The organism is Dyadobacter fermentans DSM 18053, from assembly GCF_000023125.1.
In the GTDB taxonomy this organism is placed as follows: Bacteria; Bacteroidota; Bacteroidia; order Cytophagales; family Spirosomataceae; genus Dyadobacter; species Dyadobacter fermentans.
Genome location: NC_013037.1, coordinates 4859985 through 4876607 on the forward strand (window position 1 = coordinate 4859985; position 16623 = coordinate 4876607).

Annotated in this window: 15 protein-coding genes and 2 tRNA genes; 6 read left to right on the forward strand and 11 right to left on the reverse strand. The window is 49.1% G+C overall.

What is annotated here, in order from left to right; all coding sequences use genetic code 11:
* Positions 1-89: 89 nt before the first annotated feature.
* On the forward strand, positions 90-2588 hold the full coding sequence (locus tag DFER_RS19945) for an AsmA-like C-terminal region-containing protein (RefSeq protein ID WP_015813457.1): 2499 nt from the start codon (positions 90-92) through the stop codon (positions 2586-2588).
* Between the two features lie 3 nt (positions 2589-2591).
* Here the strand turns inward: DFER_RS19945 and DFER_RS19950 are convergent, their stop codons facing one another.
* On the reverse strand, positions 2592-3302 hold the full coding sequence (locus DFER_RS19950; protein WP_015813458.1) for a response regulator transcription factor: 711 nt from the start codon (positions 3300-3302) through the stop codon (positions 2592-2594).
* An 87-nt stretch (positions 3303-3389) separates the two neighbouring features.
* Positions 3390-4046, reverse strand: a complete 657-nt coding sequence (locus DFER_RS19955) for a hypothetical protein (RefSeq protein WP_229206058.1) — start codon at positions 4044-4046, stop codon at positions 3390-3392.
* A 151-nt stretch (positions 4047-4197) separates the two neighbouring features.
* Here DFER_RS19955 and DFER_RS19960 point away from each other — a divergent pair, with 151 nt between their 5' ends.
* Entirely contained in the window at positions 4198-5415 is a 1218-nt protein-coding gene (locus tag DFER_RS19960) for an AI-2E family transporter (RefSeq protein WP_229206059.1), read from the forward strand.
* Positions 5416-5424: 9 nt separating this feature from the next.
* Here the strand turns inward: DFER_RS19960 and DFER_RS19965 are convergent, their stop codons facing one another.
* The 4 genes from DFER_RS19965 to DFER_RS19980 form a co-directional block, all read right to left on the reverse strand.
* The gene (locus DFER_RS19965; protein ID WP_015813461.1) at positions 5425-5907 is read right to left on the reverse strand and encodes a gliding motility lipoprotein GldH; all 483 of its coding nucleotides are present in this window, start codon (positions 5905-5907) and stop codon (positions 5425-5427) included.
* A 48-nt stretch (positions 5908-5955) separates the two neighbouring features.
* Entirely contained in the window at positions 5956-6456 is a 501-nt protein-coding gene (locus tag DFER_RS19970; protein ID WP_015813462.1) for a hypothetical protein, read from the reverse strand.
* A 92-nt stretch (positions 6457-6548) separates the two neighbouring features.
* Complete coding sequence (locus tag DFER_RS19975; RefSeq protein ID WP_015813463.1) at positions 6549-7346, reverse strand: (Fe-S)-binding protein; 798 nt, start codon at positions 7344-7346, stop codon at positions 6549-6551.
* Positions 7347-7357: 11 nt separating this feature from the next.
* Positions 7358-8701, reverse strand: coding sequence for a 4Fe-4S dicluster domain-containing protein (locus DFER_RS19980; protein WP_015813464.1), 1344 nt, complete (start codon positions 8699-8701; stop codon positions 7358-7360).
* A gap of 225 nt (positions 8702-8926) precedes the next feature.
* Here DFER_RS19980 and DFER_RS19985 point away from each other — a divergent pair.
* Positions 8927-8999 (forward strand) — tRNA-Phe (locus DFER_RS19985).
* A 99-nt stretch (positions 9000-9098) separates the two neighbouring features.
* On the opposite strand, the gene DFER_RS19990 is transcribed toward DFER_RS19985, so the two are convergent.
* The 5 genes from DFER_RS19990 to DFER_RS20010 form a co-directional block, all read right to left on the reverse strand.
* On the reverse strand, positions 9099-10244 hold the full coding sequence (locus DFER_RS19990; RefSeq protein ID WP_015813465.1) for a glycosyltransferase family 4 protein: 1146 nt from the start codon (positions 10242-10244) through the stop codon (positions 9099-9101).
* Positions 10245-10258: 14 nt separating this feature from the next.
* Entirely contained in the window at positions 10259-11710 is a 1452-nt protein-coding gene (locus DFER_RS19995) for a lipopolysaccharide biosynthesis protein (RefSeq protein WP_015813466.1), read from the reverse strand.
* Between the two features lie 3 nt (positions 11711-11713).
* Positions 11714-12820 carry a glycosyltransferase gene (locus DFER_RS20000; protein WP_015813467.1) on the reverse strand — a complete coding sequence of 369 codons (1107 nt, stop codon included), beginning with the start codon at positions 12818-12820 and terminating at the stop codon, positions 11714-11716.
* Positions 12821-13322: 502 nt separating this feature from the next.
* Entirely contained in the window at positions 13323-13907 is a 585-nt protein-coding gene (locus tag DFER_RS20005) for a hypothetical protein (protein WP_015813468.1), read from the reverse strand.
* Between the two features lie 22 nt (positions 13908-13929).
* Positions 13930-14712: a hypothetical protein gene (locus tag DFER_RS20010; RefSeq protein WP_015813469.1), complete on the reverse strand. Its 783-nt coding sequence runs from the start codon at positions 14710-14712 to the stop codon at positions 13930-13932.
* Positions 14713-14869: 157 nt separating this feature from the next.
* Between DFER_RS20010 and ubiE the strand changes: the two genes are divergently transcribed.
* The 3 genes from ubiE (at position 14870) to DFER_RS20025 (ending at position 16473) form a co-directional block, all read left to right on the forward strand.
* Entirely contained in the window at positions 14870-15592 is a 723-nt protein-coding gene (gene ubiE, locus DFER_RS20015; protein ID WP_015813470.1) for a bifunctional demethylmenaquinone methyltransferase/2-methoxy-6-polyprenyl-1,4-benzoquinol methylase UbiE, read from the forward strand.
* Complete coding sequence (gene porT / locus DFER_RS20020; protein WP_050774709.1) at positions 15541-16275, forward strand: type IX secretion/gliding motility protein PorT/SprT; 735 nt, start codon at positions 15541-15543, stop codon at positions 16273-16275. The genes ubiE and porT overlap by 52 nt, the downstream gene beginning before the upstream one ends.
* 123 nt (positions 16276-16398) lie before the next feature.
* Positions 16399-16473, forward strand: a tRNA-Val gene (locus tag DFER_RS20025).
* Positions 16474-16623: the final 150 nt, after the last annotated feature.

Here is a 16623-nt window from a genome sequence, read left to right on the forward strand (position 1 = left end):
ATTTCTGGCACGCTATTGATGTCTTGCTTATATTGTAAATCGGAGCGACCTGTTCCCTCAGCATCAACAGCGCTAAACCTCTTCGTTTCATGTTTCAGAAAGTTCTCAAAGTCATTGGTATTGTTGCCCTGGTTTGCTTTTTCCTTTTTGGGGCTGTGGAGCTCTGGATTTATAAAAACCGGGAAAAGCTGTTCCGGAATGCGCAGGAGCTGATCAATGAGAATCTCAATGGCAATCTCGAAATCGGGGACTTCAAATTCAGGCCTTTTTACGGCGCGCTCGGTCTCAACTTCACGCTGTACGACGTTAAATTGACTGACACGCTCTACAACGTTCATCACCATCCGTTTCTTAAAGCCGAGAAAATTCACGTCGCCCTCGACCTGAAACATGTTTTTACAGGTGATATACGCATTAAAAACCTGGTACTCGAAGACGGCGGCCTGCGGTTGTTCACGCAGAAGGACGGCTATTCGAACCTGTCTATTTTCAAATCGGGCAAGGAAAAGAAGGACAGTAAAAAGGGAGATAATGACGGAATGGTCAAAAAGCTGGGCAATGTCCGGTTTGCGAACTTCGCCGTCGCCTATTCCGACTCCGTGAAACGGAAATACTTCGGCGCCATTTTCCGCGATGCCACCAACATTATCGAACGGACCGATTCGAGCACGAATGCGACCTTGACCGGGTCGGTGTACTTTGATGGATTGACTTTCAATGCCGACAAAGGCGGTTTTCTCATGAAGCAGGAGACAACACTCGCCCTGGTGCTCGGCTACGACGAGGATGAAAAGCAATTGAAAATATACCCGTCCATTCTCGAAAGCGCTACGCATGACAAGATCGGGATTAACGGCGTGTTCGATTTCTCGGATACCATCAAAGTCTTTCATCTCAATTTCGAGGCCAAAGGCATTGCCGTAAAAGACGCATTGCCGCTGCTGAATAAGCGGTTAAAAACACAAATCGATTCCATTGGCGTGCAGGCCAATGTGGATACGCAGGTAAAAGTGGCAGGAATACTCGGCCGGCCGGGGCTTAAACCGCAGGTTGACGTGCATTTTGAAACGGATACTTTCAGATATAACCTTCCGGTTGGAGTTTTGAGAAACATGAAAGCCTCGGGCACCTTCACCAACCGCGCCGACACGACCAAGCTGGCCGACGTTTTCAACTCCCGCCTCATTGCACCCAAGATTACCGGCTTTTTTGAAACCATTCCATTTGCATTTAAGCTGGTGGTAAACAACTTCCGCAACCCGCGTGCAGATATCGACGGTCGCATTGAAGCCGACTCTACCAACATGGGCGCGTTGCTCGATCCCGCACGTTACCGTTTCAAACACGGGTCGGCGCGCATCGACTTCCATTTCAGCGGCAACCTGAAACGCTTCTACAACGCGGAAAAGGATAATTTCGATGGAAAAGTGTCTGGGAAGGTGATGCTTAAAAATATTGCCATGGATTACCTGCCGCAGAAAGTGCGGATCAGCAAAATCAATGGGGACCTTACATTTAACGAAAAAGTGATGGTGCTGCCCAACCTGCGTTTTTACGACGGGCAAAACACGCTTTTCGTGAGGGGAACGCTGCTCGACCTGATTCCTTATCTTTTCGGCTCGCCCAAGCCGCTGCGCGCCAATGTGGATATCAACATTCCCGATTGGCAGCTCAACTGGCTCGAAACCCTGCTCGCCGCCCGCGGTACCAGCAAGCCGAAATCGCAAAATTCACTCAAACTGTCGAACCTGCTGGACAATGCGATCGACCAGATGGAGATTACCGCGAAGCTGGACGCGAAGAAGTTGAAATACCGGCATTTCACCGGTCGCGACGTGAAGGGAGAGTTCACGATCAGCAACAATGCCGTGAGCATCGAATATTTTCAGCTCAAAGCATTCGGGGGCGGGCGCGTGAGGCTTTCGGGTGAAATGGATAATGACGGCGCGGGGAAATTACCGCATATGTCGGTGCGGGCCAAAATAGAGAATGCCGACGTGCATTCGGTGTTTTACTCTTTCGACAATTTTGGACAAAAAGCCCTCACGCACGAAAACCTGAAAGGCATCCTGAATACGGAATTCAATTTCGAATCGGCGCTGAACAACAATGTACGGCTCGTGCCGTCGAGCATGAAAGGATTGTTGCGGATCGATCTGACGAACGCCTACATTATCAACTTCGAGCCGTTCATGAAAATGAAAAAGCTAATTTTCAAACGGCGCAACTTCGAGCGCGTCAGATTCGCGCCGATCCGGAACGATTTCAGGCTTAACGGCCAGGAGATCGCCATCGCGCCCATGGAAATAGAGTCCAATGTGCTCACGCTCTACATCGACGGCATTTACAGTTTCGGGAACAAAACCGATATTAACATTCAAATTCCGCTCAGTAACCTCAAAAAACGCGATTCAACTTACGTCCTCGATCCAAACAACCCGGAAAAACGGCAGGGCTCCAAGATTTTCCTCCGGGCTGTCGATGAAAATGGCGAGGTGAATATCAAACTGGCCTTCCGACGCAAGAAGAAGGACAAATCGGACGATGACGATTCCGAAGTCAAAAAGTTGGAAGACGTGGAGCGGTGAGGGTTATTCGCGCTCGTTGCTGAACATATAGCCTACGCCCTTCAAAGTTTTGATATAAGTATCGCCCAGCTTTTCGCGCAGTTTGCGAATATGGACATCCACGGTCCTTTCGAGCACATAAATATCTGCCCCCCAGATCTTTTGCAGCAATTCGTCGCGGCTGAAAACCTTGTTCGGCGTTTGTGCCAGGAAAAACAGCAGTTCGAATTCTTTTTTAGGCAAAACAGTCGACTTCTCGCCGCCCTGGGTTACCGTATAGTTCTTGCGGTTAATGGACAAATCGAGGATCTCGATCGTATCGCCCGACTCCGCTTTCTGGGCTTCGCGACGGAACAATGCATTGATCCGGCTCATGAGCGCACGCGGCTTGATCGGCTTGGTGATGTAATCGTCGGCACCTACTTCAAACGCAGCTACTTCCGAATATTCCTCGGAGCGCGCGGTCAGAAACAGGATATAGGTGTTCTTGATGTCGGGATTCTGGCGCAATATCCTGCCGGTTTCGATGCCGTCGAGTTGGGGCATCATGATGTCGAGGAGGATGAGATCGGGTACGAATGCCTTGGCGATGTCGATAGCCTTCTTTCCGTTGGAGGCGGTCAGTACCGAATAGCCTTCCTTGGTTAAGTTATATTCGAGAAGTTCAACAATGTCGGAATCGTCGTCAACTACCAGTACTTTCGGAGCCGAGTTTGCAGATTTAGCAGTGCTCATTGTTTTGATGATTAAAACACGATTCGAAGTTAGCAGATGTGATGTTCAGATTACATCAGGAAATCTATTGTTAACATAAACATAACATCAGCGAAATGTAGTCCGATAGACGTCGCCCTGCTCATTGGTCATCACCATATCGGTATTGTTCAAAAATTCGATGGCCTCAGTTTGCTTCCTCGAAAAGCGGAAACAGCCCATTGGCTTGCTGAAATCGACATTGCCGCCGGCAGTTTCGAAGAGCAGCACTTTCCCATAAGTCAGCAATGCGAAGGTTTTACCGTCGGGACTAATGGCAGCGGAAGTTACCGGACTGTTAATGCGGATACTGTCGGACGGTACCAGGGAGTGTTCGCCTTTTTGGACGGGGAGGCGGTACATTTTCACCCAATTGTCCTTGCCCTGGTTTTTAGAAAAAAGGAAAAGACTGTCGCGGTGGTGAAAAAAAGCCTCGCAATCCACCGGCTGGCCTGCATAGCGAAAGGTAATCCGCTCCGTACGGGCTTGTTGTGGATTATACTTATATATATCGAGCGTTTTCCGGTTCAGGTTATTATTGCCGAAATCACCGATGTAGAAATTTCCGGCCGTATCTTGCGTGAGGTCCTCCCAATCGACATTCCGGGCGTCGGGAACGGCTTTTGTATCGAGTAATTTGCCGTCGGGTGCGAAGAGGTACAATTCCGGTCTGCCTCCGCTGTCGTTGTGGGTCCAGAAAGTGCCGTGTTGCGCTCCTTTCGCCAATCCTGAACTTTCCGAAGCAACCGCGGGAAGCTTTCCTATTTTGCTAATTTTGTAATGCGATTTAACTTTCTTAAAATCATTGGTTCTGTGATCGGGCTGACAGGTACAGAACACCGTTTTGACCGCTAACCACAGATATATCAACTTATTCATGAATTCAACTTTGCGTCCTCTTCCAAACAAAGATAGAGAAACCCCCGTGTACCTGAAACTCGCCAGCACGCTGGTGGCGCTCATTGCGACGGTGTACATTCTTTATATCCTCCGGGAAACGCTTATTCCGCTCGCATTCTCGATTTTACTCGCTATCCTGCTCCATCCCGTGTGCGCGTGGCTCGAACTGCGCAGAGTGCCGCGCATAGGCGCCATTTTGCTGAGCATTCTGGCATTGTTCACGGCGATCGTCATTCTCGTTTACCTCGTGTCAATGCAGGTAGGCAGTTTTGCGGAAGAGCTTCCGCGGATTACCGAAAAAGCGGAGGCGATCCTGGACCAGACGCTCACACTCGGAGAGCGCTATCTCAATATCAGCCGTACGCAACAGGTGAGCGAGGCGCAAAAATACCTGATCAATGCATTAAGCGAAGGCCGCGCATTTTTGCTCAATACGCTTGTCACCACCACCGGCGCGATTTCTACGTTTGTCCTGATACCGCTTTACATATTCTTTTTCCTGCTCTACCGCGATTTTTTCAGAATGTTTGTCCACAAAGCGATCCGCCGCGTGCCGAATGAAGAGTTGAATGTGCTGTTGAAAAAAATCTACGAAGTAATTCAAAGCTACCTGTCAGGCCTGTTCCTCGTCATACTGATCGTAGGCGTGCTGAACAGCATCGGATTGCTGATATTGGGCATCCCGCATGCGATATTTTTCGGTTTCCTGGCCGGTTTCCTGATCCTGATCCCCTACATCGGCATCCTGATTGGTTCGGTGCTGCCCGCATTGTTAAGCATTGTTACCATGGATTCGCCGTGGTATGCCGTGGGGGTGATCGGTGTGATGAGCTTCGTGCAGTTTCTGGAAGGTAATTTTATTACGCCAAACATCGTGGGTTCCAAGGTGAGCGTCAACCCGCTGGCTGCTATCGTCGCATTGTTTCTCGGCGGGCAGCTTTGGGGCCTTTCGGGTCTGATCCTCGCATTGCCCGTAACCGCCATTCTGAAAGTGATTTTGGATACTGTTCCCAGCCTCGAACCGTATGGTTTCCTGCTCGGAGAGCCCGTTCACGAGGTAGCGGAGGAAAAAGCCGACATAGCCCGGGGCCAGGTTGCTGAGAAGGAATTCAGGAAGAAACCCTATCGCCGGCACCGCAATAAGCCCAAAAAGCGGCCCGAAGGTGATGCACCGCCGGCTCCGCCTGCCATTTAGAAGATCAGCTTACTGTTTTACCGGCACCTTTTCCACGCTAAGCCCGACGCTGAGTACAAACGGCAGCGGGTTTTGGCGCATGGATTGTGCAATCGTGAAGGTGTAGGTACCTGTGCGCGGGAAGCGGTAGTTTTTCAGAAAGGGAATTTTATGGTCGAACAAATCGCCCAGCCCGTGGCCATACGGCTTGCCGGTTATTTCATTGGAAATAAAAACCTCTTCCAAAGTGTTGGAAATAACCTTTCCATCGGGTCCGACGAAATTCCGCGTAATGTAGAGATTGTAGTATGGGTATTGCAATGCGTTCCTGAGCAGATAGTACAGGTTGTAGGTCTCCGTGGTATCGGTAATCTCTACTTTGAACGAAGGCTTGTTTTTGATATACCAGAGCCCGTCATCAATGTCCTCGTGGGCTTTATAGACGACATTTTCATCACAACCTGATAAAAGGGACATTAAAAAAACGACGACAGCCAGCCGGATGAACTTCATGAAGGACTCTGATATGTTGGATTTGCAAAACTAGCCTTTTGTGGGCTTTTATATACTCGTTTGCTCCGTAAAATAACGGTTCAGCCATGAATTGGACGCCGCCACTTTCCAGCGGCTCATCCACTGCGCTTTCGTGGTGACCTGGTTATCGAAGATGGTAGTCGTAGGCAGAATCGCCTCAGTCATAATCGCCTGCTTGATCTTCGGCACCGGGATCGTCCGGATCGCATCGTGCTCATCGATGTAGGCCAATGAGCGGTCGAAGAAGTCGATATTCATCCGTTGCCCGATTTCCTGCAACCAATGCACCGATTTGTCGATTGAACAGCCGCTCGGCAGCTCATCGCGCTCGTCCACGGCAACTACGACAAAGCGGTGTTCAAATACTTTTCCGGAAGCCGTAAGTGGTTTTCCGTGCGCTTCCCAGTTGTCCAATGAAGCTTTCAGGGTTTCGGTGATAATGCCCGTTTCTTCGGGTGTCAGCTCCCTGTCGGCCTGATAGACCCATACCCGGGATTGAAAATCGATATCACTAAAAGGGATGTACATGATTAAAAGGGGTTTTAATGGCCGGTTAAACGGTTAGCTATATTGGTATTCTAAAACAACCATGCTAGCGGCATAGTTCTCGTAACACCTGGTTACAAACCTTTGGCCTGCGCGATGAGCTCGGCCAGATCGTACACTTTTACGGACTGCTCTTTTTCCTTGTTTTTAACCCCGTCGGTCATCATTACCATACAAAACGGACAAGCGACGGCGATCGTATCGGCGCCGGTCTGCAATGCTTCCTCGATCCGCTCGATATTCACGTCCTTTTTCCCTGGTTCGGGTTCTTTGAACATCTGTCCGCCTCCTGCGCCGCAGCACAGGCCCTTCGTCCGGCAGCGCTTCATCTCGACCAGATCGGCATCGAGCGCTTCCAAAACCTGCCGCGGGGCTTCATACACATTGTTGGCGCGGCCGAGGTAACACGAATCGTGGAACGTGATTTTTTTCCCTTTGAACGCCTCACCGCCTTCCAGGCGCACGCGGCCCGCGTCTATCAGCTGTTGCAGGTATTCCGAATGGTGCAAAACCTCGTAATTGCCGCCCAATGCAGGATACTCGTTTTTAAGCGTGTTAAAACAATGCGGGCATGCGGTAACTATTTTCTTGACATTGTACATATCCAGCACCTGAATATTGGACATAGCCAGCATCTGGAACGTGAACTCATTTCCTGCCCTTCGTGCCGGGTCGCCCGTGCAGCTTTCTTCCGTCCCGAGCACGGCGAACTTCACGCCTGCGCTGTTCAAAATCTTCACGAATGCTACGGTAACCTTCTTATAGCGGTCGTCGAATGCCCCGGCGCAACCCACCCAGAACAACACTTCCGGCGTTTCGTTATTCGCCGTCATCTCGGCCATTGTGGGCACGCGGTATGCGGTATCGCTCATATTTTCAATGCTTATGAATCTATTGATTTACTTTCCAATCCCGCGGCCCAGTTGAAACGGTCGCTGGGCGAGAACTTCCAGGGTGCCTGATTGGTATCGAGGTTCTGAAACATCATGTTCCACGAGCCGGGCGCCTGCGCCTCGTCCATGACCTTGTGCCTGCGCAATTGGAGGATAATGTCGAGCGGATTGATGAGCACGGGGCATTCCTGCACGCAGGCATTGCACGTGGTGCAGGCGAGGATTTCTTCTTCGAGGATATAATCGCCCAGCAGACTTTTGTTATCGGGCACAAACTCGCCCTTGTTGGCCAGCATATTGCGACCGATGTCTTCGAGGCGATCGCGCGTATCCATCATAATCTTGCGGGGCGAGAGCTTTTTGCCGGTCATGTTGGCCGGGCAGGCTGCCGTGCAGCGCCCGCATTCGGTGCAGGAATAGGCGTCCATGAGGTTTTTCCAGCTCAAATCGGGCACATCTTTGGCCCCGAAGCGCTCGGGAACCACGGCATCGCCAGCCTGGGTTTCAAGTCCGAGCATCATTTTTACCTCAGAGGTAATCTCGGGCATATTCTTCATCTCACCTTTGGGCTCCAACCGCGAGAAATACGTGTTTGGAAACGCTAGGACAATGTGCAAATGCTTCGAGTAGGTGAGATAGACGGCGAATGCGAAAATGCCGAGAATGTGGATCCACCAAGCCGTTCGCTCATAGGCAATGAGCGCTGGCTCGCTCCAACCTGTAAAAAGCGGCTTGATAAATTGGCTGATCAGAAAATCGCCGGTTTGCGGATAATGGGCACTGCCGAGGTCCTGCAATGCGCTGTCGGCAGCATTCATCGTCAGAATGGCGATCATCAGCACAATTTCAAAAACCAGGATCAGCTTGCCATCGAGCTGCGGCCAGCCATTCATTTCACGATGCCTCGCCGGCTGAAAACGCTCCACTTTCAGGACACTGCGACGGACAAGGAATAAGGCGCAGGCAATAAGGACACTCAACGCGAGAAACTCGAAGAAACCAATGAGCACGCCATAAAAGCCACCCAACGCGCCCGCAAAAAGCCGGTGTGTGCCAAAGATTCCGTCCAGAACAATTTCCAGGATTTCGACATTAATGAGGATAAATCCGGCATAAACGGCAAAATGCAGCACACCAATAAGCGGCCTGTCGAACATCTTCTTCTGCCCGAACGCGACGCGCATCATGATCGAAAGCCGCTTGGAAGGCTGATCAGTGCGGTCTTCGTCCTTCCCAAGCCGGATGGTCTTGCCGATAATGCCAACCCGCTGGTAAATCAGCCAGGCCACCGCTCCGAGGGCGGCTATAAAGATGACTTGCTGTAAGATCGCCATAGCAGGTAGGGACTGGTTTGGTATGCTTGCATACTAACAAGGTATGATAAAAATGTATTCCGGCGCAAATGGATGGGGGATAAAATAATACCTTGAAAAGCTAATGCCCGGATTATCAATGCACTGAGCCTTTATATAAAACTATTTTCGAAAAATTCCCTAAAAAAATTTGTAAACACAAAACAGACATCTATTTTTGCAGTCCCAAAAGGTACCAACTGAAACGGTGATGTAGCTCAGTCGGTAGAGCAATAGACTGAAAATCTATGTGTCGGCGGTTCGATTCCGTCCATCACCACACCAAATCGCATTGCGCCTTGATAGTCAATCTGTCAAGGCGTTTTTGTTTTATCACGGTTTTTGAATGGGAAAACAATGAGGGGTGTCGCGGCTCCCGTTACGTTAGGCTGTATACCAGCTGGGTGAATTGGTCGGCGTAGCTTTTGACGGTGAATTTTTCGCGGGCGGCTGTCGAGGCTTTTGAGGAAATTGTTTTGTAGAGGTCGTCGTCGGTCATCAGCCTCGTAAGCTGTGCGGTGAGGCCGTTTTGCTCGTCATGATAAAGCAGGCCCGTGTTTCCGTGCTCGATTATCTCGGCGGTGCCGGCTGATTTGTAAGCCACCACAGGTACGCCATGCATCATACTTTCCACTGTCACCCGTCCGAAAGCCTCGTGCGGCGAGCACATCAGCGTAATGTCGATTGATTTGAAAATTGCGCCGACATCTTTGCGAAACCCCGTAAAATTGACGTACTCATTCAAGCCATTTTCCGCAACATAGGTCTTTAGGGTTTCGAAGTATGCCGGTGAGCTGATGCTGCCTACCACATTCAACACGACAGACTTGCCACGTTTCACAAGTTCATGGATCGCCTTGATCGCCGCCAGTTGATTTTTGGCGGGATCAATTATGCCTACAATACCCAAAACGGTTGGTTTCGAGGAGTTAGTCCTTAGAACGGCTGGGGTCTGATCCTCCACCAGGCCGTTGTAAATAATGACGGACCTGCTGGTAATATCCTTCGAAAGCACCCTGCGCTTCTGAATGCTTTTGGAAATACAGATGATTGTGCTCGCTTTGTTGGCCCAGAACCGGAATGCCTTTTCTCCGAGGAGGTATTTGAGCTTATAGTCGTCGTAAACAAATTCACGGATGTGCCAGATATGTTTTCTGCCCGAGAAGAAGGATGTCATCGCACCAATGAAAATGACGGACGAATTCGTGTAAATCAGATCGACATTGTGCTTCCTCGCGATCATGGCGGTGTAAAAGCCGAGTGCGAGGTTGTAGGCAGTCCGTTTAATGCTGTTAAGCCATTGAAACCGCTTTTCTTGCATATAAACGTCGTTGGTGAACGGTACAATGCTGTAACGGATGTTTTGTCGCTGCAACTCCCGGGAAAATTCGCTTTCCTCTTTACAAATGACCCACCAGTCGATCTTGTCGCGCAGGGCAATCAGGAGAGTCAGCAGAGATCGGTTTGCACCATACAGTTCACCATAATGCGTAAAGGTTAGAATTCTTGGTTTTTTTGTAATCATAATCAAGGGGAACGTTAAGTGGCCCTCTGCGGCACAAACTTTTTCACGAGTGTTGAGACAAGGGCATGTTGAAACAGGATGAAAAACACAAGGCAGATCACGATGTTGATGAGGATTGATGGAATGAGAGGAAGGTCAATATGCATCATTTCGACGCACCGGTTTTTTGCGAGTAGCGTAACCACCATCGCCAGCGCCATGGGCGCTTTGGAGAGAATTGCTTTGATAAAAATGCGAGGAGATTCTTTCAGTGCGTGAACAATGAGGGTGTAAAAACCCTGGAAGAAATTAAATGCAAATGCGCTCACCAGCAGCCAGGCGGTTGCCTGCATGGATTGGTAGTAAAAAATCCCTGCCAGAATCGCTCCGATGGTGAACACTGCTGATAATGCGCCCGATAAAAACAGCAGATCGGTCCTTCCAGACGCCTGGAATATGGAGCCGCTGCTGGAAAGGATCATTTGAATCCAGACGGATAGACTCAATACTTTCAGTACAGGTACAACCGCCGACCATTTGCTTCCCAGCATGACCTGGACAATTTCTTCGGAAGAAAAAAATACGAACACGGATATCGGTATGCCCAGGACGGCGAGGATATTGACCACATTGACATATTCCTTGTAGATAAAGGCCTTGTCGTGCTGATATTTCGCAAGGATAGGATGCAGCACCGGAGTGATCACGAAGGTCAGATTGGCGATCGGGTACATCATCAACTGGTACGCCTGGTTATACACGCCCAGCTGGACGTTACCCATGAATTTGCCGATGAGGATGTTGTCAAGGTTCCTTGAGAAGTAATTGATAAAATTGAATCCAAATTGGAACGAAGAATATTTCGCAACCCGGCGCGCGGGAGCGAGCGATAGCCCCTTCTGGAATTTTACGCCGGACATCAGGAAGTAAAGGACAAACGTGACCGAGCTCATAAATATTGATCTCCACACAATGGCGAAATAGCTGTAATGCTGCGAAGCCAGCAGCACAGCAATAAGCCCGGCGGTGAGAGCAGTGCAAACTTCGATAATGGCTATCTTTTTGAACAGCTGTGACTTGATGAGTAAATTTTTAGGAACTACGCTGAGCGAACTGAAAAAGACATGAATGGCCAGCAGCTGTCCGATCGGGATGTAGACGTCATTTTTGTAAAAAAACGCGACAGCATAAGAGAACAGCGCGAATGCAATCGCAAGGACGCTGCTCATGATCGCGCTTAGTTTGAAAAGATCAGAGTGATCTTTTTGAGAGAGGTTTTGGTTCTGCACGATCGCCGAGCCTAGACCAATGTCGCTGAGAATGTTAAAAAACGTAATAAAAACGATCACCACACCCACTATCCCGTATTCTTTCGGGCTGAGAAGGCGCGCGAGCATGGCATTGATAACCAATCCGATGAGAATCCCGGAATACTTGGCGATGGCGGTTACCGCCACCCCCGAAAAAAGATCCTTTTTTAAGCCCATTTGCTAGTTACCGTTGAGTTGAGGTTGGATTACCCCTTTAACCCGCGATTTAAAGGCCTCGTAGGAGAATGTATCGAGATATCGATTGTATCCGTTTTCTCCTATCTTCTTTAATCTTTCCCTGTCCATTTTTAGTGCTGTAACTGCGTCGACAATGGCTTGCGGTTGATTATCGCAGATCACGATGTCGTCCCCCGAAAGCAGCGTATCCATAGCTTTGGTTTTCATACTCAAAACGGGGATTCCGAACGCGAACGCGTCGGCAACCTTATTCAGAAATACGTTTTTTGCTTTTTCACTATCGCCGAAACCGCCCAGGGCAATGTCGCAGCGCGACACAAGGAAAGGTTCCAGCTGTCCGTTGTGGAAGGATTTCGAATTATCGATTTTCACAAAATTCTCTATCCCTAATTCCCTGATCTTATTTCGAAAAGGCATCGCTTTCTCATCATCGTTCCCAAATAGCACAAACTCGAAGTCCGACATGATTTTGGAAAGCAAATGCGCGGCTTCAATGATTTTATCCAGCCCGTGCAGCGGAATATAGGAGCCCCACCAGCAGATGGTCAGCTTATCCGTAGTGCCGTTCGCGAATGGGTTTGCGGCCTTTTGGCGGGCATCCACGCAAAGCGGAACGATGCTGTATCGGATATCCGATAGTTTTATGTCGAGCAGCCTTGTGTAATATTCTGCTTCGGACCCATTGAGAAAAATGGTGCGGTCGGATGAGAGAATAGCATTCCGATCCAGCTTGAAATGCTTGGCGGCTTCGGGGCTTTCTTTGGCTATCGTCTTGCGATCGGTGACAAAGGTATCGTAGTAGGAAATGTAGAAATCAGTAATTATCTGTTTTTTGAAGAACTTCGCCAGCTTGTATTTGTAGGGGTTTTGATGCCTCGTCGCCGGAATAATAATGATGTCCGATCGCCACACGACGGTCAGTTCTACGATCATCCGCTGGATTTTGTTCCAGAGGGAGGGCCGTTCCCATAGAAGTCCGGGATTGAGATAAAACAGATTTATCTCGGAAATGTCAAAAAGGGATCTGATCAGGTTTTGTGTTCTGTAACTTCCAGCCACAACTCCGTAGACCACTACGTTAAGCTTCATATTTTCGGGGTTAGCCACCTGCCGCTGCCTTGGGCAGTCGACCGTGCATAATTAAACTCGCTTAGCCTGCTGCATTTCCTTCAGGAATGCCTGGGAAAGCAGCGCGAACCGAGTGCCAAACTTTTTTCAATGCTAATAGTTGGCCTTGTATTGATTAAAACTTAACAATATTTGACTTAAGTTTAAATGCTTCATAATTGGCCAGTTACAGTTCTACGGACTGCCGAGGGAGCGCCCAACAACGCTATGTCGATTTTGTTAGGCTTAGGTGGTACTGATAGATTGTTCAAAAATAGCGCACGGAAGTTAATATACAAGTCAATAATTTATTAATTACAACTACATCGACATCAATTGATTTAGTTTAAGGGGAGCTGAATTACCTCGAAATAATTTGCGTTCTGCATTTTTTCGGACCGCTGTAAGATCAGGGACCAATGCATTATTCCGAAGACAAACTCATCGTGCTTTTCAAATGTCTGCGATCATGAAGAGTGTTGGATCAGATACGCGCGAATACGCGCAGATCCGTTACACGTTCGCGTTGCGCTTCCAGAAATTCACAAAACCGCAAAACCTGCCCCTCCTGATAATTCAAATCTACCATTTGATCATATTCTTCAAGATAAACGTCCTTGAAATCCGTGATCACATAGCGTAGACTTCTGATCCCTTTCGCCCGGAGTGCGGGCAGGTAAAAGTTTTGATGGCTTTGGGCAAAACAGCCCGTGCGGTAGTTTCCGGTCGTTTTAATGTCGACTGCCAGCATTTTCCCGATTACATCCACATAACCGTAAATAAGGCTGTCATTCAGTTGATATTCACAGTAAACCTGCGTTTTCAGCATGGGGCGCGGGAGGAATGACCGCACTTTGGATAGTATTTCCGGGTCGAATGATTCTTCACCGATGCCTTTGATCACCGCATCTTCGAACGACGCTCCTCGGAACTGGGCTTCGGTTTGCGGCACCGGAACGCGGTTGATGCGGTCGAGCAGCCCCTGTTCGTCCAGGTAGCCGCGCTCGAAACGGTCGAAGCAGCTTAGTAACGATGGATATAGTTTGTACTTTACGGTGGTAGAAATCATGTTTAACGATGTTAGGCTGTACTCACTTCCGATGTTGCCCAAACCGGAAATCGAGCGACACGGAAATAAAACTGAACATGTCGTTCGGGGTATTGCTGTACGATTCGCTTTCCTCCGGATTAATCAGCCGCTGGCCCGAAGTGGCATCGAGTTTGTCTGTCCGGACGAAATAGAGGCGATAATCGAGCGCTATTTTCAAGTTTTTTAACAACGCGTAATCCACAGAAGTGCCCAGCGGCAGTATTCCTTCTCGCGTTTTTTTGATGCCGCGCGGTCCTTTCGGAGGTCCCCAGCGGAGGAAAAGCGGGTTTCTGGCACTTTCGGAGCTATTTGTGAAACGGAGCAAGCGCCCGTCGTCGAGGTCGAATGCCTGGGCGCTGAACCAGATTTGGCCCAGTCCGCCGTAAACGATAATGTGCGCGGGCCCTGGTTCGAGACTGCTGAACTGCTCCGAGAGGTCCCATTTTACAATGCATTCGACGGAATTGTATTCATTGATGAAATAGGAGTTGAAGAATGCACGCTTCTCGCCGCCCAGTGTACCCGCATGGTAATCGAGCTGCAAAGCGACTTGCTTGTTGACCCACTTCCCGAAACTCATTCCGCCGATGCCGTGCATTGCCTGGCCGTTCAGTTCTCCGTAAAACTGGCTGAGACCGCAGCGTGCGGTTAGAAAATAGGCCCTGGGGCCGCTTCTGTCATAACTTTTCTTTTGGCTGATACCATTGGACGAACGGTAACGGGGCGTCTGCGCGGACAGTAAACTGGTGACGACGCAGCTGAGAATAAGTAAAATGTAACGCATGGCGGGTAATGATCGGGACGAAATGTTTGTTCAGCCATTGTTACGAACACTTTCTGATTCGGTCACTTTTTGTAGAATCCAATTAGATGGCCGCCCGCCGTGTGATAACCGTAAATATCTGTTAGTTTTGCTTGTAGTTGAAAAATACAATTAGAAGATGAGTGTAGTACCCTATAAAGACAAGGAAGGGACCAAGCGGGAGCAGGTTGCCGAGATGTTCGACAACATTTCGCCAAAATACGATCTGCTGAACCACATCCTGAGTGGAGGTGTGGATATTTACTGGCGCAAAAGGGCCATTAAATTGCTCAAAAAGCAGCAACCCAAAGTGATCCTTGACATTGCGACCGGCACGGGCGACTTTGCGATCGAGGCGCTTGCGTTGAAACCCGAAAAGATCATCGGCGTCGATATTTCCGAGGGAATGCTGGCGGTTGGCCGCGAAAAAATCGCTAAACTGGGCAAGCAGGATGTGATTACGCTGCAAAGCGGCGACTCCGAAAGTTTGGCTTTCACAGACAATTATTTTGACGCGATTATCGTTTCGTTTGGAGTACGCAATTTTCAGAATTTGCTGGCCGGACTGACAGAGATGAACCGCGTGATGAAGCCAGGCGGAACTTGTGTGGTGGTCGAATTTTCGAAGCCCAAAAGCTTTCCATTCAAGCAGATTTATAATTTTTATTTCAAATACATATTGCCGATAATAGGAAAAACGGTCTCCAAAGACAGCGCGGCGTATACATATTTGCCCGAATCTGTGCAGGCCTTTCCGGACGGGGAAGCTTTTCTGGATATTTATAAAAAAGCCGGTTTCATTAATACCAAATGCATATCACTTACCTTCGGGATCTGTTCAATTTACGTCGGACACAAGTAATTATAGGCATTCTGGCGCTGCTGTTGGCGGCTCAGGAGGCGCATTCTCAGGGCATCGGATACCGTCGCAAGCACCTCGAATACTACGACGATAAGCCGATCCATTACGGTATTCTTTTCGCGGTGCCGTTCACCCGCTTCAACATCAAGCACAGCAACGATTTTGTGACGAAGGACACGGCATTCGTGATCGAATCGCCCAGAAACGCGGCATTCCGCATGGGTTTTACGATCAATGCATATTTAAACGAGCATTTTGACCTGCGCACGACGCCGTCCGTTTCACTTTACGAGCGGCATGTGAAGTTCAGATATCCCAACGGCACCGATCGCACCGAAAAGCGGGAGTCGACGTGGATCGAAATCCCGCTCTTGCTAAAATACAAATCCGTCCGAAGGGTCAACTCGCGCATGTACATGGTCGCAGGGGTAACGTTGGGTTTGGAAACGAACGTGAAACGCAACCGTGGAGGGGGTGTGGGCGCACTGGATACTAAGTCAAGCGACTTTTCGATCGACTACGGCATCGGCTACGAGCAATTTTTCGAGTTCTTCAAATTCGCGCCGGAGCTGCGTTTTTCGCACGGATTGACAAACATGCTGGTGCCTGGAAAAAATTCTGTCGGAAATGGCATCAGCCGTATGCGGACGCACACGGTAACGCTGTATTTAAATTTCGAATAGCGTATCCTGGTTATCAGCACGTTAAAAAATATTTGAAATTTTTTTTCAAGAATATTTGCAGAGTTCAATTTAGTCGCACATATTTGCACTCCCAAACGACGAGAAAACAAAAGAAAAAAGAAAGGGAGTTTAGCTCAGTTGGTTCAGAGCATCTGCCTTACAAGCAGAGGGTCGGGGGTTCGAATCCCTCAACTCCCACGAAAGCACCGAGAAATCGGTGCTTTTTTAGTTTCTAGCTCAGTTGGTTCAGAGGATCTGGGATCAAACCCAAAACTTGTGGAGCATATATGATTTTGGATCAGTCCGAAAACTTGGGGGGCGGTGAAAAAAGTAGTTGTTTTGCAGTGA